We start from the raw sequence: 17,957 nt of genomic DNA on the forward strand, positions 1-17,957 counted from the left end.
GTGTCAGAAGGACTTGCGCACGCTGACCGCGAACAGCCGCCCGATCGGGTCGCTCGCCGTCGCGTCATAGCCGCCGCCACCATTGCCATTGGGCGCCAGGTTGACATAGGGCGGCGCGATATCGAACATGTTGCGCACCTCCAGCCCCAGCACGAGTCCCTTTTCGAAGAAGCCGTCAGCCTGTTGATCGCCAACCTTCCAGTTCAGCGTCAGATCGACCGGCGTATAGCTTTTTACCGATTGCACCGGCCTCGACAGATTGTTGCGATAGCCTCCGACATGGGTCGCCAGCACTCGTGCGCTGAACGGACCATGATCCCATGTCACGCTTGCGCGCGCTTTCAGCTTCAACGGGTTGAAGATGACATTGCGCCGATCGACCAGAGGCGCCGCAGGCGTCACGGCGACATTATATTTGGTCAGATAGGTTCCGGATATATTGACCGTCAACGCGTCCTTCGCGCCCAGCCGGGTGTTCCAGGTGCCGGTAAAATCGATACCGCGCGTCACCGATACGCCCAGATTCTGGCTGCGCCCGTCGACGAACAGCGTGACGTTCGCCGGATCGCCGCCGGGGAAGGAGCCGCCTGCCAGCGCCACGCCCTGCGCCAGCAATTCCTGTACCCGCGCCGCCGCGGCCGCCCCGCGCAGGATGATGTCGGTCCCGGCATATTCCGCTTCATTGCCGAGGATGGTCAGGTTCGACAGATTGGCGAGTACCTGATTTTCATATTTAACGTCCCAATAGGTGATGCCGAAACGCAGGTTGGGCAGAGGATCAAAGTCCGCACCGATCGACCAGGTCGTTGCCGTTTCGGGTTTCAGGTCCAGATTGGGACCGGACAGAGCATAGCCCTGCAGCGGCGCGCCACCGGCCGGATTCTGGTAGCTCTGGCCGAAGATATTGTTGGAATTGCCATAGATTTCCGGGATCGTCGGCGCGCGGAAGGATGTGCCGTAACTGGCGCGTAGCTTGGCCCAGCGCACGGGTTGCCAATTGATGCCGAATTTGGGGTTGGTGGTCGATCCGACGTCGCTATATTTGTCGTGGCGCACCGCCGCGTTCAGTTCCAGCCGCTCGAACCCCGGCATCGCATTGTCCGCGCCGAAGATGGGGATGTAGAGTTCGCCATAGACCGAATCCACCTTGCGGCCGAAATGGCGGAAGGTGATCGGGTTGGTCGGCGCGCCTCGCGCAGACCCCAGGGCAACGGTGAAATCCTGCCGTTCATAGCCCGTCGCCAGCTTCACCGCGCCGCCGGGCAGGGTGAAGAGCGGTCCGTTGAGCCGGGCCTCATAGGTTTTCAGGCGACCATTGGTGGGGGCGAGGAATATCTGGTTGGCGATCGTCGCCAATAGCGTCTCGCTGGTGCGTCCCAGCCCATAGGGATCGAACGCCGTCGCAGGATCGCTGCTCGCCAGTGCCGCGTTGAGCGCTGCATTGTTGATGCCATGATAGGAACCGGAAAAATCATTGGTCTTGCCATAGCCGAACAAGGCTTCGGCTTCCCAATCATGGGGCAGCTTGGCGCGCACGCCGGGCGTGATCTGCCAGCTTTCGGCCGATCCGAAACTGTCATTGGTCGGCACGTCATCGCGGAAATTATAATCGAGCGTATAGCTGGTGCCGGTAAAGCCTGCGGGCCGCACGAAAAAGGCATTGGTCTGCGGCACGGTCAGCCGGGCGTTGGAATAGGCCGACTGGCGATAGAAGTTCCGTTTGGAGTAAAAGCCATCATAGAAGACGCTCAGCCAATCGTTAAATTCGAACCGGCCCGTGCTGTTGACCGAGTCATAATTCTGTTCCGGCATCAAATCCTGATTGGCCAGCTCATCGCACCGGTTGATCGTCCCTGCCGCCAGCGATCCCGCATTGGCCTGCGTCACGCCACCTGTCGGAATGGCATAGGTGGTGCCATTGGCATTGATGTTGCCGGGTGCGCAGCGCGCGATCCGGTAATCGCCGCCGCCTGACGCCCGCTGGTCACTGGTGAAGAAGGACCGGTCATCGCCGCTCAGGTTTGATCGTTCGACATGCTCATAGGCGACCATGATCTGCCCGCGGTCGAACACCTTGCCGATGGCCGCGCCCAGCGTCGTTTCATGAAAATCGCCGCGTGAGGCGATGCCCGACCGGGCAAAGACTTCGCCCCCGTCCAGCGACCGGCGCGGGATCAGGTTGACCACGCCAGCCACGGCATCCGACCCATAGACGGCCGATGCGCCATCCGCCACGACCTCGATCCGCTCAACACCCAGAGAAGGCAGGACCGAAGGGTCGATCGACCGGCTGTTGTTGGTCACGCGATGACCGTCGATGATGACAAGCGTGGCATAGGGGCCGATGCCGCGCAGATTGACCGAGTTGCCATAGGTGATGTTGCCGCTGCCGCCCGATTGGCCGCGTGAATTTTCCGACACGCCAAGGTCAAAGACCTGCGGAATTTCCTTGATCATGCGATCGACCGTGACGGCGCTGGACGCTTCCATTTCGGCGCGGCCGAGCGTTGTGACGGTGGAGCCGACGGGGGCCGCGCCACGCACGCGGCTGCCGGTGACGACGATGTCGGCGGTGCTCGCCTCCTCCTGCGCTGCCGCCACAGCTGATAGACCTACAGCGATCCCGCAGCAGCCGATCTGCAAAGCGGCCCGCAGGCTGATCCCACCTTTACGATTCCTGTTCATGCCATCCTCCCTCGCCGCGTTGCGCGGCCATTATCATTGCGCCGTCGTTCAATCCGCGATCGGCAGTTCGATCCACGATGCCCTCGTTCCGCCCCGCTGCACGGTGATGACCGGTGCGGGTTTCTGTTCGATATCTTTGAGGTTGCGCTGGCGCGGGTCTGCACCCGCGATCGTCACGCGCAGCCGCGCCCCTGCCGGCACGACCCGCGACACCGGCGTCAGGTCGATCGCCAGGTCCGCCTGCTGCCCCGGCGGCAATGGCGCGACATCAGCGCGCAAACCAGAATGCCAGGGCAGGCCCATCGTCTCATAGGGTGGCTTGCCCGTCTTGCGGTGCGACAGGGCCAGTCGCCCGAAGGCGACGACTTCCGTCGTGCCATCGGCGGCCACCTGGTCGAGATAGGCAAAGATATTGGCGTCGGGCTTGTCCGCCGAAACGCGTAACCGCACAACCGGATAGCCGATCAGTTTGGTCGCCTTGACCAAGGGCGCGCTGGTATAGCTCAGGCCCTTGTCGTCCATCGGCTTGGCCCAGAAGGCGAAATAGTCGGCGGGCGGCAGGTCGTAGCGCACGGTAAACCGGTCTGTACCTGTCTTGCCCGTCTGGGTGCCCAGTTGTCCGTCATTGACCGACCGGGCCGTGCCGCTCCGCCCTGCGTCGAAAAACCAGCGGATCGGCTTGGCGGTCTCGCCCGGTAAGGCGTTGGACCGCACATAGCCGCCCTTGCCGTCCAGCCCCTCGACCCAATAGGTTGCGCGCGGTTCGGCGGCGATGCCATTGGCGACGCCTTTAAGATGATGGTCGAAATAGCGCACGACCTCCCCGGTAAAGTCGAACCCCGGCGGCGGCACGCAATGGCTGCCCGGCCCGGCCAGGAACTTCGATCCCGCCATGTTCGCTGCGCTCAGGATCGACTGGGCGGTTGGCTCGTCCTGCCAGTTACTCCAGAAATAGGTGGCGATCCCCGCCTGCCGGATCGCATCGAGATAGCGATAGACGCCGACCTCTTCCCAGAAGGCGTTGCCGGTCAGCGGCGACACGCTGTCGCGATACGGCATGCCATACCATAGCGCCGCCATCGGCGTGTTCTTCGCATGTTGCTGCACCGCCGCCTGCAATTGCGCGCCGTCGCGGTCGCCATCGACCGGCAGGCTCGCCAGATCGTCGCTCAGCGGCTCGTCCGGCCGAGTGTTGAATTGTGCCGTGATCCCGCCGCGCCGAACGAAAGCATATTTGTCGAGGTCGGACGCGCCGACGAACACCGCCTTGAGCGACGGCGGCGCGGTGGTGGCGGTGTGAAAGGTGGTGCCGCCCAGATAGGAGCAACCGATCATGCCGACCTTGCCGCTGGAAAAGGGCTGCCGCGCCAGCCATTCGACCAGATCATGGCCGTCACGCGCTTCGGTCCTGTCCTGAAAGCCGTGACGGCGACCAAAGGACGCGCCCTTGCCGCGAATATCCGCGACAGCGACGACATAGCCCGCCTTGATCAACGACCGTAATGCCAGCCGGTCGTCCAGGGCGACTTCCTTGATCGCGCCATCCTTGTCCCGAAACCGTGCCCGGTAGGGGGTGAAGACGAAGATCACCGGCAACTTTTCGGCCGCGACCTTGTCCTTGTCGCTAGGGCGATACAGGTTGACGGCCAGCTTCGTGCCATCGCGCACCGGCACATAGACCGAACTGCGCTGTACATCGGCATAGTCCCTGGCCAGCCCCGGCATGGCGACCCCCAAGGCCGCCAGCATTGCGATCGATCGCGCCGCCTGCATCGCTCTCTCCTATTGTTGACAATTTCATCAGCGATCAGACAGGCCGATGCAACCAAAAACTCGCTGACAATATTGTTGACAATATTGTCCGATGGCGAGACTATCTGCCCATGGACGGTATGGAAAAACGCGCGCCAACGGGCGTGGAAGTGGCGGACTGGGTCCGCAACCGCATCAGAAACGGGCGTTTTTCGCCGGGACAGCGGCTCGTGGAGGTCGACATCATCCGCCAGACTGGGGCCAGCCGGTCAAAGGTGCGCGAGGCGCTGCAACGTCTGGAGGGAGAGGGCCTCGTCCAGATCGAGGAGTTCCGCGGTGCTTCCGTCAAGAGCACGGGCCTAGAGGAAGTCGCGCAAATCTATCGCGCCCGCATCGCGTTGGAAGGCATCTGCGCTGCGGATTTTGCGCGCCATGCCTCGGACGAAGACAAGCGCCAACTATGCGCGGTGCAGGACCAACTGGACCAGTGCGTGATCGATCGCGCGCCCGACCGCTTTGGCCGGTTGAATCTCGAATGGCATCGGATCATCGTGCAGGGGTCCGGCAACAGCGTCATCGCCGAATTGCTCAAGCGCCTGAACGTCCCCATCCACCGGCTATTGTTCGAAAGCTTCTACGACGAAAGCCGCCTGCGCACCGCAAACGCCGATCACAAGAAGATGGTCGCCTTGCTGTTGGCGGGCGATGCGGAAGGCGCCGAAGCCGCCATGCGTGGCCATATCGCCGATGGCTTCGACACGCTTTCAAAGATCGAGAGCGAATTTTACGGCTGATCGTTCGACGGCCTCCACCATGCGCGACGGAGACGGCGTTATTTTAAACATCTTGTTTTGGTAGCCGCGCACAGCCCATGGGAATTAAAAGCCAGGAACGGCGCGATGGATATGTGGACATAATGACTGAGACTTTGGAAGAGCTTGGATGGCGGTCCTTTTTCAGCGCGCAGATGGCGGCCCATGAGGCTGCGGGATGCCATCCCGTCCGAGTCATGGCCGTTCATCGCGGCAAGATCGCGGTGGCCGGTGAGCGAACGACGCGGCTGATCTCACCCCATATCGCCGATGCCACGATCGCCGAAGAACATCCCACGGTCGGCGACTGGTTGCTGATCGACAATGCCACGTTTGAGATCAAACATGTCCTGCAACGCGCAAACCTGTTCAAACGGCGCGCGGCCGGCCACGATAAAAGGACGCAATTGATCGCGGCGAACGTCGATACGCTATTCGTCGTTGCTTCTTGCAATCAAGATTTCAGCGCCCCGCGGCTGGAACGCTATCTCGTGTTGGCACGGGAGGTCGGCGTGCAACCGGTCGTTATTCTCACCAAGATCGACCTGACGGATACGCCAGACTCTTTCGTGGCCGCGGTTCGAGATTTGCAGCCGGGGTTGGCGATCGAGGCCATTGACGGGCGGGATCGGGACAGTGTCGCGCGTCTTTCCAGATGGTGTGGAAAGGGCCAGACGGTCGCCCTTCTGGGGTCATCGGGCGTCGGCAAATCGACGCTGGTGAACAGCCTTCGCGGTTCCGATAGCATAGCGACGCAGGCCATCCGCAAGGGCGATGATACAGGGCGGCACACGACCACAGTACGCGAGATGCACCGGCTGGAAGGTGGCGGCTGGTTACTCGACACGCCTGGCATGCGGGAATTGCAATTGGTCGATGCGGGAACCGGCATTGCGGAGGTTTTCGACGACATCGTCGATATGGCGGACCATTGCCGCTTTTCCGACTGCACCCATGATGTCGAACCAGGCTGTGCGGTTCAGACCGCTATCGCCAGCGGACAGCTTGAGCGCACGCGTCTGGAGCGCTGGCGCAAATTGGCGAGCGAAGAGACCTACAATAGCGCAAGCCAAGCCGAACGCCGCGCCCTCGACCGTATCGCGGGCCGGGGCGCGGGCAAAAAAAAGTGATCGGTCCGCCCTCAACCATCAGGTGATCGTAGGCCGAAAGTCCATCACGCAAAAAAGCGGCCCGTTGCGGGGCCGCTTCTTATGCCGAAACGAATCGATAGAAATCAGGCGGCGGTGGCAGCCTGCTTCTTGACGATATCGCGCTTGAGGCGACGGGCCTTGAGCGACAGCTTGTCGTCGCTGGTCTTGACCAGCCAGTTGTCCAGGCCGCCATTATGTTCGACCGAACGCAGACCATGGGTCGACACGCGCAGCTTGAAGCTGGATTCCAGCGTTTCGGAGATCAGCGAAACATTCTGCAGATTGGGCAGGAACACCCGCTTGGTCTTGTTATTGGCGTGGGAAACATTGTGACCCACCTGGCGACCCTTGCCGGTCAGCTCGCAAATGCGCGACATAGTCAATCAACCTTGTAATTCGGGTTCGTTCGGAAAGTCGCGCCGATAATGGGATTCGTGGCTCCCGTCAACCCGCGCGCGTTGGATGCAACCCTTTGGGTGAGGCCTGCGTTGAGCCGTTGTTATCCTAAGGGAGGTCGAAATGCGATTCATTGGTGGTCTACTCGTCATTATCCTGCTGGTCCTGGCCGGAGGCATCGCCACGGGCTTTATCGACCTGCAAAAGACGCGTGACGGGCAATTGCCGCAGATCGCGGTCAAGGAAGGCACGCTGCCCAAATATGAGGCCAATGTCGCCAAGGTCGATGTCGGCAGCCGCACCGAAACCGTCGAAGTGCCCACGGTAGACGTCAAGAAGCCCTGATTCTTCCCCTCCCCTGCCTGATCCTGTAACGGGCGGAGCCATGGCTCCGCCCTTTCCCTTGCCCGCCCCGATGCGCCGTGCGCTCGATCTTGCCCGTTTGGCCGAGGCGGCGGGTGAAGTGCCGATCGGCGCCGTCGTGACCAGGGATGGCGCGATCATCGGTGAGGGCGAGAATCGCAATCGGCGCGATTGCGATCCGACCGCCCATGCCGAAATCGTGGCGATGCGGGCGGCGGCGGCGTATCTGAATGACTTTCGCCTGACCGGCTGCGACCTGTGGGTGACGCTGGAGCCCTGCCCGATGTGTGCGGGGGCAATCTCCCACGCGCGAATCGCCCGGCTCTATTATGCGGTGGGCGATCCCAAGGGCGGCGCGATCGAGCAAGGGCCGCGCCTCTTCGCTCAGCCGCAATGCCTGCACCGCCCGGACGTCTATGGCGGCTTGGCCGAGGCGGAAGCCTCAGCGCTGTTGCGGGACTTTTTCGCCGCCCGGCGCTGAATAGTCGATGCGGTAGAGCTGATAGGGCAAGGTCATGCCCGTGTTGAGCGTGACCGGCACCAGCCAGTCGGGCAATTTGTCGCGCATCAGGTCGGCATAGAAGCCCGTGGGATTGCGCGACTGATAGATGGTGCCTTCGGGAAACCAGGGGCAGACCAGCAGATAGGTCGCATGATGCTTCGCCGCGATAGCGCGGAAGTCGCGCGCCGGGCCGTCGAAAGCGTGGTGGATGTCGAGGATCGTCGCGCCGTTGCGGTGATAGGGTCCGGTGAGCGCGCTATGATGTGTGGTCGCGATCAGGCGCGGCCCCAGATCGACCATGGTGAAGATGGTCGCGGGCGGGAGTTGATCCAGCACCGCGAGCGCAGGCTGGGTCCGGCAGCGCCCGTTCGCTTTCTTGATCGCATCGTTGCGCGCCACGGCGGACGGGCGCCAGGGACGCGGCGTCTTACCGGTCGCCTGTTGATAGAGTTTCAACGCCTGCGGATAGAGCGGATAGGCGCAGGCGATCGCTACGAGCAACGCCACCCCTGCCCCGCCCGCAATCCTGGCCCGGCGTGATCCAGTGAGGATGACGACGACCAGACGATGCGCGGCCCAGGCGGCAGGCGGGATCGCCAGCAATTGCGCGGCTGGCCCCGCGCGCAGCTGCCAGAAGAGCAAAGCGATGGCGAAGACCATCATCAGCCCCACGGTGGCCCAGGCCCAGAGCCGCTCAGCGTCGCGCCGCGCATCCCACAAGGCCCAGAGCAGCCCGACGAGCCCGGCGAGCGGAATCGCCAGTAACGGCACCACCATCGACTGGGCCTGCGCGGTGATCGGCTTGGCCTCGCGGATGTTGGCGAGCCACAGCCGCTCCAGTTCGGGCGAAATCTGATAAGGACTGAGGCATTGGGGCCAGTTGAGCCAGAAGAAGATCGCCACTGCGCCGCCCACGATGACGCCTGCACCCAGCCGCGCCATCCAGCCGCGCAAGGGGGCGAGCGCCAGCAGCACCATGCCCGCCGATGCCGCGCCGAATACCGCGACCCAGATCGGCGAGAGTGCGTCGCAGACCTGCTCCCGATTGGCGGTGCTGGCGAACACCAGATAGCAGAGCGAGGTCGCGCCACCGAGGCTGAGCGCATAGGGCAGCATCCGCCGCTCGGCACCGTCGCGAAATACCCAGCGCAGCGCGATCAGCCCGCCGCCCGCCGCCAGATAGACGATCATCTCCATACCGATCGCGATCGACAGCGCGCTGCTGACCCCGGCCATGATGCCGCCGCGCAGCCGGTTGGTGTCGATCACCCCGGCCAGCATGGTCAGCGCCAGCGCCAATTGCCAGCCATGATGGTCGATCCGCATCGGCGCATACATGCCAAAGCCCATTTGCGCCGCCAGGGGCGCCAGCACGGCGAGCAGCCAGCCATTCGGCCCCGCCAGCCGCCGCCCGATGAAGCCGAGGCTGAGCATCAGCAGCAACAGCGGCAGCAAGGGTGCGACCCCGCAGGCCAGCCGATCGGCCATGCCCTGATCGACGAAGGCGCGGAAGAACAGCATCAGTCCGGCGAGCGGCAAATCGACCAGCCGCGACCAGTGGATATTCGCCCCGCCCGGCGGGTCGAGCCGATATTGGCGCAGGTCGTACCAGCCCTGCCCCGCCAGCCAGTCCTTGACCTGGACATAGCGGATATTGTCGTCGGTATCGCCCAGCACCAGCCAGTGAATGGCGGACCAGCGCGTCGCCACCATCGTCACCGCAATGGCGATCCAGATCAGAAAGGTCAGCCATTTCCAATGGCGTGCGCCATGGACGGACAGGAAGGCCGCGATGTGGCAGGCGCGGGCGCGCAGGGTTTCGCCGCTATGCAAGGTCATGCCCGTGGATTAGAGGCTGCGCATCAAAGCGCAACGGGGGCCAGCCATGAAATTCGCGCAACGCGTGTCGCCGCAGCACCGGGCGCTGTTCTGGCAGATCCTGCGCTATGGCGTCACCGGCCTGTTCGTCACTGCCTGCCAGGCCGCGATCTACTGGGCCCTTGCCACCTATGCCGGGCTGCATGTCCAGATCGCCAATCTGATCGGCTATGGCGCGGCGGTCGTCATCGGCTATATCGCGCACAGCGCCTTCACCTTTCGCGGTCAGGGGGCGAATGACGGCCATGCGGCGCGCGGGGCGAAGTTCATTGCCGTGTCGCTGGTCAGCTATGCGCTCAACGCGCTGTGGGTGTGGCTGTGCGTCACCCATATAGGCTGGCCCGCCTGGTCGCCGATCCCGGCGATGCTGTTCGTTACACCGGCCTTGGTATTCGTGCTTAATCGGCAGTGGGTGTTTCGGTGATCGGTAATCCTCCCCTGTAAGGGGAGGGGGACCGCCGAAGGCGGTGGAGGGGTATCGCCCTATCGATGGGGCGACACCCCTCCGTCTGGCCTACGGCCAGCCACCTCCCCTTACAGGGGAGGATTTTTGGAGCCACACGCCAGCACCGCATCGGCGCGCGCCAGGACGACCAGTGGCAGGCCCGCTGCGGCCGCGCGGTCCGCCGCCAGTTGCGTCGGGGCGGAAATGGTGACGAGCAGGGGGCAGTTGGCCAGCACTGCCTTTTCCACCAGTTCATAGGAACAGCGTGACGATAGCAAAGCGAAGCCGCCGTCCCAGTCCGCCCCCCTGCGCGCCATCGCGCCGATCAGCTTGTCGAACGCATTGTGGCGCCCGACATCCTCGCGCACCAGCCGGATCGCGCCGTCCGCGCTGACCCAAGCGGCGGCATGGACCGCGCCCGTCGCGGCATTCAACGGCTGATGATCGCCCAGCGCCGCCAGTGCGCGGAAGATCGCCGCCCGGTCGGCCCTTCCCTGCGCCGTGACGGGTGGCAGCGGCCGGATCGCCTGTTCCAGATTTTCGATGCCGCACAGGCCGCAGGACGAATCCGACGCGCGATGCCGCACCCGGTTCAGCAGCCGTTCGACCCGTTCGGGCGGCAGGGTGGCGCGCGCCACCAGTCCCTGCAGCGTTGCATGGACATCGACAGCGAACGCCCCGTCGCCCGGCTCGATCAACCGTTCGGCCAGGGCAAAGCCCAGCACCAGGTCATCAATGTCCGCGGGTGTCGCCATCAGCACCGCATAGCCGATGCCGCTCAACTCGATCGCGACCGGGACTTCCTGCGCCAGCGCGCGATCGATCGGCTGCGTCGCGCCATCGGGCGTCAGCCGGTCGAACCGCATCGTCCCATGGTCGGCTGGCCTGTCCATCATCGGGTGAGGGTAGCGATGGTCAACCCGCGTCGCAATGCCCGGCTTCATTCACCGCGTTGAACGGCGTCGCCTGGTCCTGCGGCACTGGCCTGCCGCCTGCAAGCCGGGCGACGGCCGCCGCGACGACAGGCGAAAAGCGATCAGGCTCGTCCCGCGCCATGGCGATGATCCGCTCTTTCATCCGGGGATCCCAGAAGCTCGCCAGATGCTCGGCCAGGGTTTCGGTCGCCTTGGCCTCGCCCATCGTCGCCAGATTGCGGGCGATCTGATGCGCCATATAGACCAGCCGATCGGCGGTGGACATGATCTGGGGTTCGTCGCTCATCGGCCTGGTCCTATTCCGCCGCTTCCAGCGGCGCGATGCGACGGCTCCTATGCGCCTGGCTGGCATAATCCTGCTGCCAGTCGCTGGGGCCATTGGATGGCATCACCTGCACCGCCGTCACCTTATATTCGGGGCAGTTGGTGGCCCAGTCGCTATAGTCGGTGGTAATGACGTTCGCCTGCGTTTCCGGGTGGTGGAAGGTCGTGTAGACGACGCCCGGCGCGACGCGCTCGGCCACTTGCGCGCGCAATGTCGTTTCTCCCGCCCGGCTGCGCAACGTCACCCAGTCGCCATCCTTGAGGCCGCGATTATCCGCGTCGGACGGATGGATTTCCAGCCTGTCTTCCGGGTGCCAGGCAGTGTTGGCCGTCCGCCGCGTCTGCGCGCCGACATTATAGTGCGACAATATGCGCCCGGTGGTCAGCAGCAGCGGGAAGCGCGGGCCGGTCTTTTCGTCGGTGGGCACATAGTCGGTGACGACGAACTTGCCCTTGCCGCGCACGAAGCCATCGGCATGCATGGTCGGCGTGCCGTCGGGCGCTGCGTCATTGGCGGGCCATTGCAGCGATCCTTCCGCTTCCAGCCGGTCATAATGGACGCCCGCAAAGGTCGGGGTGAGCGCCGCAATCTCGTCCATGATTTCCGACGGATGGCTGTAGGTCCAGTTGAGGCCCATGGCGTTGGCGACCAGTTGCACGATCTCCCAATCGGCATGGCCGTTGAGCGGGGCCATCACCTTGCGCACCCGCTGGATGCGGCGTTCGGCATTGGTGAAGGTGCCGTCCTTCTCCAGGAAGGTCGATCCGGGCAGGAAGATATGCGCGTAATTGGCGGTTTCGTTGAGGAACAGATCCTGCACCACCACGCATTCCATCGCCGCGAGGCCCGCCGCGACATGATGGGTGTTGGGGTCGGACTGGAGAATATCCTCGCCCTGCACGAACAGACCCTTGAACGTCCCGTCGGTCGCGGCGTCGAGCATGTTGGGGATGCGCAGGCCGGGCTCGGCATCGAGTGACACGCCCCAGGCCCGTTCGAACAGGCTGCGCGTCGCGGTGTCGGAGACATGACGGTAGCCCGAAAATTCATGCGGGAAGCTGCCCATGTCGCAGGCACCCTGGACATTATTCTGGCCGCGCAGCGGGTTCACACCTACGCCTTCGCGCCCGACATTGCCGGTCGCCATGGCGAGGTTGGCGATCGCCATGACGGTCGAACTGCCCTGGCTATGTTCGGTGACGCCAAGGCCATAGTAAATGGCACCGTTGCCGCCGGTGGCATAGAGGCGGGCGGCGGCGCGCACCTCGTCCGCCTTCACGCCGGTCAGCGGCTCGATCGCTTCGGGCGAGCGGGCGGGTTGCGAGACGAACTCGGCCCAGTCGGCAAATTCATCCCAGTCGCAGCGTTCACGGATGAACGCTTCGTTGTACAATTTCTCGGTGACGATCACATGCGCCATCGCCGTCAGCATCGCGACATTGGTGCCGGGCCGCAGCGGCAGATGATGATCCGCCTCGACATGGGGAGATTTCACCAGATCGGTGCGGCGCGGGTCCATGACGATCAGCTTCGCGCCCTGCCGTAGCCGCTTCTTCATGCGGCTCGCGAATACAGGGTGGCCGTCCGTGGGATTGGCGCCGATCACCAGGATCACGTCCGCCTGCATCACGCTGTCGAAATCCTGCGTGCCTGCCGAGGTGCCGAAGGTCTTGCTGAGGCCATAGCCGGTCGGCGAGTGGCAGACCCGCGCGCAGGTATCGACATTATTATTGCCGAAGCCCTGGCGGATCAGCTTTTGAACCAGAAAGGTTTCTTCGTTGGTACAGCGGCTGGACGTGATGCCGCCGATGGAGCGGGTGCCGTACTTCGCCTGGATGCGGCGAAATTCGCTGGCGGTATGGGCGATGGCCTCGTCCCACGACACTTCGCGCCAGGGTTCGCTGACCGAGGCGCGGATCATGGGGTTGAGGATGCGGTCCTGATGCTGGGCATAGCCCCAGGCGAAGCGCCCCTTGACGCAGCTATGGCCGCGATTGGCCTTGCCGTCCTTCCACGGCACCATCCGCACCAGTTCCTCGCCCCGCATTTCCGCACGGAAGGTACAGCCTACGCCGCAATAGGCGCAGGTGGTGACGATGGCGCGGTCGGGCGTGCCGACCTCCACCACCTTCTTCTCGATCAGCGAGGCGGTCGGGCAGGCCTGAACGCAGGCGCCACAGGACACGCATTCGGAGCCGAAAAAATCCTCGCCCTGCGACGCGGCGACCTTGGAGTCGAACCCCATGCCCTCGATCGTCAGTGCGAACGTCCCTTGCACTTCGTCGCAGGCGCGCACGCAGCGGGAGCAGACGATGCATTTGCTGGGATCGAAATCGAAATAGGGGTTCGACTGGTCCTTCGCCTGGCCCATATTGGTCGCGCCGTCATAGCCATAGCGCACCTCGCGCAGGCCGACCGCCCCGGCCTGATCCTGCAATTCGCAATCGCCATTCGCGCCGCAGGTCAGGCAATCGAGCGGATGGTCGGAGATGTAGAGTTCCATGACCCCGCGGCGCAGCTTTTTCAGGCGCTCGGTCTGGGTGCGGACCACCATGCCCTCGGCGACCGGCGTGGTGCAGGAGGCGGGATAGCCGTTGCGGCCCTCCACTTCGACCAGGCAGAGGCGGCAGGAGCCGAAACTTTCGACATTGTCGGTTGCGCAGAGTTTGGGGATGGAGCCGCCCAGCAGGGAGGCGGCGCGCATGATGCTGGTGCCTTCGGGCAGGGTCACGGCCTGGCCATCGATGGTCAGGGTGACGGACTTGCTGGTGGCGATGGCCGCCGGGGTGCCATGGTCGGTTTCGCGGGTGTAGGTCATTCCGCAGCCTCCTGAACGGACTTGGCCAGCCCGAAATCCTCTGGAAAATAGTCGAGCGCACTCAGCACAGGATAGGGAGTGAAGCCGCCCAGCGCGCAGAGCGAGCCATATTTCATCGTGTCGCACAAGTCGCGCAGCAGGTCGGATTGCGCGTCGAGGGAGGTGTCGATGCGGGATGGGGAACGGGAATAAAGGGCTTTATCGATATACCCCTCCCCCGTTCGCCCTGAGCCTGTCGAAGGGCCTTCCTTTCTTGAAGAAAAGGACAGGGCTTCGACAGGCTCAGCCCGAACGGATTGAGAGGATGGTCGCGCCACCATGATCCGATCGACAATCTCCACCCCGCGCGTCGATCCGATCCGGCAGGGCGTGCATTTGCCGCAGCTTTCCACCGCGCAAAATTCCATCGCGAAGCGTGCCATATGCGCCATGTCGACGCTGTCGTCGAACACGGTGATCCCGGCATGGCCGATAAGGCCACCCGCTGCTGCAAAAGCTTCATAATCGAACGGCAGATGGAACATGCTGGGCGGGAAATAAGCGCCGAGCGGCCCGCCCACCTGCACCGCGCGGACCGGACGACCGCTCGCCGTGCCACCGCCAATATCGTTCACCAACTCGCCCAGCGTGATGCCAAAGCCGATCTCATAGAGGCCCCCATGCCGAACATTGCCCGCCAGTTGCACCGGCATCGTGCCGCGCGACCGACCAAAGCCGACGCCCGCATAGGCCTCCGCCCCTTCCGCCAAGATGAACGGCACGGCGGCGAGGCTGAGCACATTGTTGATGACGGTCGGCTGGCCGAACAACCCTTTGAGCGCGGGCAAGGGCGGCTTGGCGCGCACTTGGCCGCGCTTGCCCTCGATCGAATCGAGCAAAGCCGTTTCCTCGCCGCAGACATAAGCCCCGGCCCCTTCGCGCACTTCCAGCGTGAAGGGCGCGATCCGCTGCGCCGCGCGTTCGATCGCCAGCCGCATCGTGTAGATCGCGAACGGATATTCGGAGCGGATATAGATATAGCCATGGTGCGCGCCGACGGCATGGGCGGCGATCGCCATGCCCTCGATCAGGCAATAGGGGTCGCCCTCCATCAGCATCCGATCAGCGAAGGTGCCGCTGTCGCCTTCGTCCGCGTTGCAGACGATGAATTTGTCGCCAGCAGGCGCATCCAGCACCGTCTGCCACTTGATGCCGGTCGGGAAACCCGCGCCGCCGCGCCCGCGCAGACCCGACGCTTTGACCACATCGACCACCGCCTGCGGAGCAAGCGCGCGCGCCGCGTTCAGGCCTTTCCATCCGCCTGTGGCGGCATAATCTTCCAGACATACCGGATCGATCACGCCGCAGCGGGCAAAGGTGAAGCGTTGCTGCCCGGCAAAGAAGGGCAGCGCGTCGATGCGCCCCAGCCGGTTGACGTGGCTGCCATCCAGCACCGCCGCCACATCGCCCGGCCAGACCGGGCCATAGGCGATCCGGCCGTCAGCCATCTCGACCTCGACCAGCGGTTCGATACTGAACAGCCCGCGCGATCCGGTGCGGATCACGTCGCATCCGGCCTCCGCAAAGGCGTGCGCCACATCATCCGCGCCCAGCGCGACCGAGGCCATGTCGCGGCTCACATAGATTTTCATGCCGCAACCTCCGCCGCGATCCGCTCCAGCGCCGCGCCATCAATCCGCGCCACCGGGCGACCATTCACCAGCGCATTCGGCCCGATCGCGCAAAGCCCAAGGCAATAGACCGGCTCCAGACTGACCGCGCCATCGCCGCGCGTCTGCCCCATCGCCACGCCCAGCCGCTGCGCCGCCGCCGCCTCGATCGCCGCACCGCCGCGCGCCTGGCAGCTTTCGGCGCGGCACAGTTTCACGACATGGCGACCCTGCGGCGTGCGGCGGAAATCATGATAGAAGGTGACGACGCCATGCACATCGGCACGCGACAGGTTCAGCGCTTTGGCGATGACCGGCACGACCGCATCATCGACATGCCCGGCCTCTTCCTGCACGGCATGGAGCAACGGCAGCAACTGGTCGCGCGTCGCGCCATGCTGCGCCGTCCAGCCTTCGATAAACTCGTCCATCCCGATACCCTGCCCTATGGCCGCAATTTTGCGCCATAATGCGGCGGCGGGGCGCGTCGGTCAAATCGAAGCCAGCGATGCTTAATAGAGATTGTCTATCAGAATCGGAAATTTTGCAGTGATCCCTCCCCGGCCGGTGATATTACTAAGTTCGCATCATCTCCAAATTTCGTCATCCCCGCGAAGGCGGGGATCCATCTCCGGACGTAACATCAAGACGATAAGGTGGGAGATAGATTCCCGCTTCCGCGGGGTTGACGATGAATTAAGGGGTTGCCGATGTTTCGCAACGATCCCCTTACAGGGGAGGATATTTTTGCCCTAAATCGTCGTAAAGCCCGGCGGCAGGCGCAGTTCCCGCGCGACGGCCAGCACCGCTTGCGCCAATGGCCCCATCGGCGCGCTGTCGGATACGATGACGCCGACCCGGCTGCCCTCCCCCATATCGGGCAGCGGCGTGGTGTGCGCCCAGCGCAGCCCGTCCAGCAAGGCGGCATGGCTGTCGGGGATGATCGAGCAGAGTCGCCCCTGCTGCACCAACCCCAGCAGCGCAACATAGCTGTCCGCGGTCACCAGCGGCCGCAGCGCCAGCCCGCGCTCGGCGAGCCGTGCATCCAATATCCGCCGGTTCTGCATCCCCTGATGCAGCAGGCAGAGCGGCAGGCCGGCGAGATCCGCCCAGTCGATGACGGCGGGGATCGGCACGCCGCCCACCGCGCTTACCAGCATCGCCCGCTCGGCATAGAGAGGCACCGACAGCGCATGGGCGGGCGGCTCGAAATCGAGATAGGTCAGCCCTGCGTCCAGCTCGAACGCCGCCAACTCGCGCTCGATCTGGCGCGAGGTCAGCGCCCGTACCGAAATGTTCAGCCCCGGATAGCGTTCCAGCATCGCTGTCGCCAGGCAACCGATGGCGGGCATGGCGGCGGGGATCGCGCCCAGCCGCAGTTCGCCCCGCAACGGCCCGCGCGCGGTTTCCGCCGCCTGCCCCAGCGCCTCGGCCGCCGCCACCAATTGCCGCGCCCAGGGCAAGATCGCCTCCCCCTCCGGCGTCAACCCGCCATATTTGCGGTCACGGCGGATGAGACGCTTGCCCAATTGCGCCTCCAGCGTCGCGATCCCCGCCGACAGCGTGGGCTGCGACACATGGCATAGCGCCGCCGCCCGCGCGAAATGGCCTTCGCGCTCCAGCGCCAGAAAATATTCGACAAGCCGGGTCTGCATCGCTTTGCTATAGGCTTTATAGAGCGAAGCTATCAAGGAAGCGCTATGGCGGCAGGACGGATATTGGGCGCGGTACTGGCGGGGGGGCGTTCCAGCCGCTTCGGCAGTGACAAGGCGCTGGCGCAGATGCCCGATGGCCGCACCCTAATCGACCATGCGATGGCAGGCTTAGCGCCCCATGTCGCGCAGGTGGTGATTTGCGGGCGCGCGGGCGGCCTGCCTGATCGGCCAGCGCCGGACATGGGACCATTGGGCGGGCTTAACGCGGCGCTCCATCATGCGCTTGCCCATGGTTTTGATGGCGTCCTGACCACCGGCTGCGACATGCCGCTTTATCCGGCAGAGTTGTCCGCCGCGCTGATCGGCGAGGACGCCGCGATTCTCAAGGGCCAGCAACTGCTCGGCTGGTGGCCCGCCACCCTTGCGCCTACGCTCGACGCGCATCTGGCCGAAGCGAATAACCGCTCCATCCATGGCTGGCTCGACCGCATCGGCGCACGGGTGGTGGAGATACCGGGGCTGGTGTTGCCCAACATCAACCGGCCAGAGGATCTGGAGGGGTTGTAACGCTCAACGCCCGTTCGTTTCGAG

At 64.1% G+C, this 17,957-nt stretch carries 16 protein-coding genes; 6 read left to right on the forward strand and 10 right to left on the reverse strand.

The features are described 5' to 3' along the window. Positions 1–3 precede the first annotated feature (3 nt). Positions 4–2,685, reverse strand: a complete 2,682-nt coding sequence (locus tag BSY17_RS09585) for a TonB-dependent receptor domain-containing protein (protein ID WP_083217099.1) — start codon at positions 2,683–2,685, stop codon at positions 4–6. 48 nt (positions 2,686–2,733) lie between these two features. After that, positions 2,734–4,458, reverse strand: a complete 1,725-nt coding sequence (locus tag BSY17_RS09590; protein ID WP_069065344.1) for a CocE/NonD family hydrolase — start codon at positions 4,456–4,458, stop codon at positions 2,734–2,736. Between the two features lie 110 nt (positions 4,459–4,568). Here BSY17_RS09590 and BSY17_RS09595 point away from each other — a divergent pair, with 110 nt between their 5' ends. Both BSY17_RS09595 and rsgA read left to right on the forward strand, forming a co-directional pair. After that, positions 4,569–5,231 (forward strand): GntR family transcriptional regulator, encoded by a 663-nt coding sequence (locus BSY17_RS09595; RefSeq protein ID WP_076605482.1) that lies wholly within the window; start codon positions 4,569–4,571, stop codon positions 5,229–5,231. A 122-nt stretch (positions 5,232–5,353) separates the two neighbouring features. Continuing rightward, positions 5,354–6,379, forward strand: coding sequence for a ribosome small subunit-dependent GTPase A (gene rsgA, locus BSY17_RS09600; protein WP_237236491.1), 1,026 nt, complete (start codon positions 5,354–5,356; stop codon positions 6,377–6,379). Positions 6,380–6,483: 104 nt separating this feature from the next. Here rsgA and rpmB read toward each other — a convergent pair whose 3' ends face one another. Next, positions 6,484–6,777, reverse strand: a complete 294-nt coding sequence (gene rpmB, locus BSY17_RS09605) for a 50S ribosomal protein L28 (RefSeq protein WP_037474916.1) — start codon at positions 6,775–6,777, stop codon at positions 6,484–6,486. A 142-nt stretch (positions 6,778–6,919) separates the two neighbouring features. Between rpmB and BSY17_RS09610 the strand changes: the two genes are divergently transcribed. Both BSY17_RS09610 and BSY17_RS09615 read left to right on the forward strand, forming a co-directional pair. Beyond that, a complete protein-coding gene (locus tag BSY17_RS09610; RefSeq protein WP_043151936.1) occupies positions 6,920–7,141 on the forward strand; it encodes a hypothetical protein in 222 nt (73 codons plus the stop codon). Positions 7,142–7,181: 40 nt separating this feature from the next. Next, positions 7,182–7,640, forward strand: coding sequence for a nucleoside deaminase (locus BSY17_RS09615; protein ID WP_069065346.1), 459 nt, complete (start codon positions 7,182–7,184; stop codon positions 7,638–7,640). Here BSY17_RS09615 and BSY17_RS09620 read toward each other — a convergent pair. Continuing rightward, entirely contained in the window at positions 7,602–9,500 is a 1,899-nt protein-coding gene (locus BSY17_RS09620) for a hypothetical protein (RefSeq protein ID WP_069065347.1), read from the reverse strand. The two genes, BSY17_RS09615 and BSY17_RS09620, sit on opposite strands and share 39 nt — an antisense overlap. 46 nt (positions 9,501–9,546) lie before the next feature. On the opposite strand from BSY17_RS09620, the gene BSY17_RS09625 reads away from it, so the two are divergent. Further along, the gene (locus BSY17_RS09625) at positions 9,547–9,963 is read left to right on the forward strand and encodes a GtrA family protein (protein WP_069065348.1); all 417 of its coding nucleotides are present in this window, start codon (positions 9,547–9,549) and stop codon (positions 9,961–9,963) included. 110 nt (positions 9,964–10,073) lie between these two features. Here the strand turns inward: BSY17_RS09625 and fdhD are convergent, their stop codons facing one another. From fdhD to BSY17_RS09655, 6 genes are all read right to left on the reverse strand, one after another. Then, positions 10,074–10,877 (reverse strand): formate dehydrogenase accessory sulfurtransferase FdhD, encoded by an 804-nt coding sequence (gene fdhD, locus BSY17_RS09630; protein ID WP_083217193.1) that lies wholly within the window; start codon positions 10,875–10,877, stop codon positions 10,074–10,076. Positions 10,878–10,899: 22 nt separating this feature from the next. Continuing rightward, positions 10,900–11,205, reverse strand: coding sequence for a formate dehydrogenase subunit delta (locus BSY17_RS09635; RefSeq protein ID WP_083217100.1), 306 nt, complete (start codon positions 11,203–11,205; stop codon positions 10,900–10,902). Positions 11,206–11,215: 10 nt separating this feature from the next. Further along, entirely contained in the window at positions 11,216–14,062 is a 2,847-nt protein-coding gene (gene fdhF, locus BSY17_RS09640) for a formate dehydrogenase subunit alpha (protein WP_069065350.1), read from the reverse strand. Further along, on the reverse strand, positions 14,059–15,693 hold the full coding sequence (locus BSY17_RS09645; protein WP_069065351.1) for an NADH-ubiquinone oxidoreductase-F iron-sulfur binding region domain-containing protein: 1,635 nt from the start codon (positions 15,691–15,693) through the stop codon (positions 14,059–14,061). The genes fdhF and BSY17_RS09645 overlap by 4 nt, the downstream gene beginning before the upstream one ends. Further along, positions 15,690–16,142 (reverse strand): formate dehydrogenase subunit gamma, encoded by a 453-nt coding sequence (locus BSY17_RS09650; RefSeq protein WP_069065352.1) that lies wholly within the window; start codon positions 16,140–16,142, stop codon positions 15,690–15,692. Before BSY17_RS09650 ends, BSY17_RS09645 begins: the two co-directional genes overlap by 4 nt. Before the next feature lie 321 nt (positions 16,143–16,463). Next, positions 16,464–17,366 carry a LysR family transcriptional regulator gene (locus tag BSY17_RS09655; RefSeq protein WP_069066890.1) on the reverse strand — a complete coding sequence of 301 codons (903 nt, stop codon included), beginning with the start codon at positions 17,364–17,366 and terminating at the stop codon, positions 16,464–16,466. A 45-nt stretch (positions 17,367–17,411) separates the two neighbouring features. Here BSY17_RS09655 and mobA point away from each other — a divergent pair, with 45 nt between their 5' ends. Continuing rightward, positions 17,412–17,933 carry a molybdenum cofactor guanylyltransferase gene (gene mobA / locus BSY17_RS09660; protein WP_069065353.1) on the forward strand — a complete coding sequence of 174 codons (522 nt, stop codon included), beginning with the start codon at positions 17,412–17,414 and terminating at the stop codon, positions 17,931–17,933. The last annotated feature ends 24 nt before the right edge of the window (positions 17,934–17,957 follow it).

It is taken from the genome of Sphingobium sp. RAC03 (genome assembly GCF_001713415.1).
In the GTDB taxonomy this organism is placed as follows: domain Bacteria; phylum Pseudomonadota; class Alphaproteobacteria; order Sphingomonadales; family Sphingomonadaceae; genus Sphingobium.

Excerpts from the sequence above, each read along its gene's own strand:
- fdhD (WP_083217193.1), bottom strand. The coding sequence starts at position 10,877 with ATGGACAGGCCAGCCGACCATGGGACGATGCGGTTCGACCGGCTGACG.
- mobA (WP_069065353.1), top strand. The coding sequence starts at position 17,412 with ATGGCGGCAGGACGGATATTGGGCGCGGTACTGGCGGGGGGGCGTTCC.
- BSY17_RS09615 (WP_069065346.1), top strand. The coding sequence starts at position 7,182 with ATGGCTCCGCCCTTTCCCTTGCCCGCCCCGATGCGCCGTGCGCTCGAT.
- BSY17_RS09655 (WP_069066890.1), bottom strand. The coding sequence starts at position 17,366 with ATGCAGACCCGGCTTGTCGAATATTTTCTGGCGCTGGAGCGCGAAGGC.
- BSY17_RS09595 (WP_076605482.1), top strand. The coding sequence starts at position 4,569 with ATGGACGGTATGGAAAAACGCGCGCCAACGGGCGTGGAAGTGGCGGAC.
- BSY17_RS09635 (WP_083217100.1), bottom strand. The coding sequence starts at position 11,205 with ATGAGCGACGAACCCCAGATCATGTCCACCGCCGATCGGCTGGTCTAT.
- BSY17_RS09650 (WP_069065352.1), bottom strand. The coding sequence starts at position 16,142 with ATGGACGAGTTTATCGAAGGCTGGACGGCGCAGCATGGCGCGACGCGC.
- BSY17_RS09620 (WP_069065347.1), bottom strand. The coding sequence starts at position 9,500 with ATGACCTTGCATAGCGGCGAAACCCTGCGCGCCCGCGCCTGCCACATC.
- BSY17_RS09645 (WP_069065351.1), bottom strand. The coding sequence starts at position 15,693 with ATGAAAATCTATGTGAGCCGCGACATGGCCTCGGTCGCGCTGGGCGCG.
- fdhF (WP_069065350.1), bottom strand. The coding sequence starts at position 14,062 with ATGACCTACACCCGCGAAACCGACCATGGCACCCCGGCGGCCATCGCC.
- BSY17_RS09585 (WP_083217099.1), bottom strand. The coding sequence starts at position 2,685 with ATGAACAGGAATCGTAAAGGTGGGATCAGCCTGCGGGCCGCTTTGCAG.
- BSY17_RS09610 (WP_043151936.1), top strand. The coding sequence starts at position 6,920 with ATGCGATTCATTGGTGGTCTACTCGTCATTATCCTGCTGGTCCTGGCC.
- BSY17_RS09590 (WP_069065344.1), bottom strand. The coding sequence starts at position 4,458 with ATGCAGGCGGCGCGATCGATCGCAATGCTGGCGGCCTTGGGGGTCGCC.
- rsgA (WP_237236491.1), top strand. The coding sequence starts at position 5,354 with ATGACTGAGACTTTGGAAGAGCTTGGATGGCGGTCCTTTTTCAGCGCG.
- rpmB (WP_037474916.1), bottom strand. The coding sequence starts at position 6,777 with ATGTCGCGCATTTGCGAGCTGACCGGCAAGGGTCGCCAGGTGGGTCAC.
- BSY17_RS09625 (WP_069065348.1), top strand. The coding sequence starts at position 9,547 with ATGAAATTCGCGCAACGCGTGTCGCCGCAGCACCGGGCGCTGTTCTGG.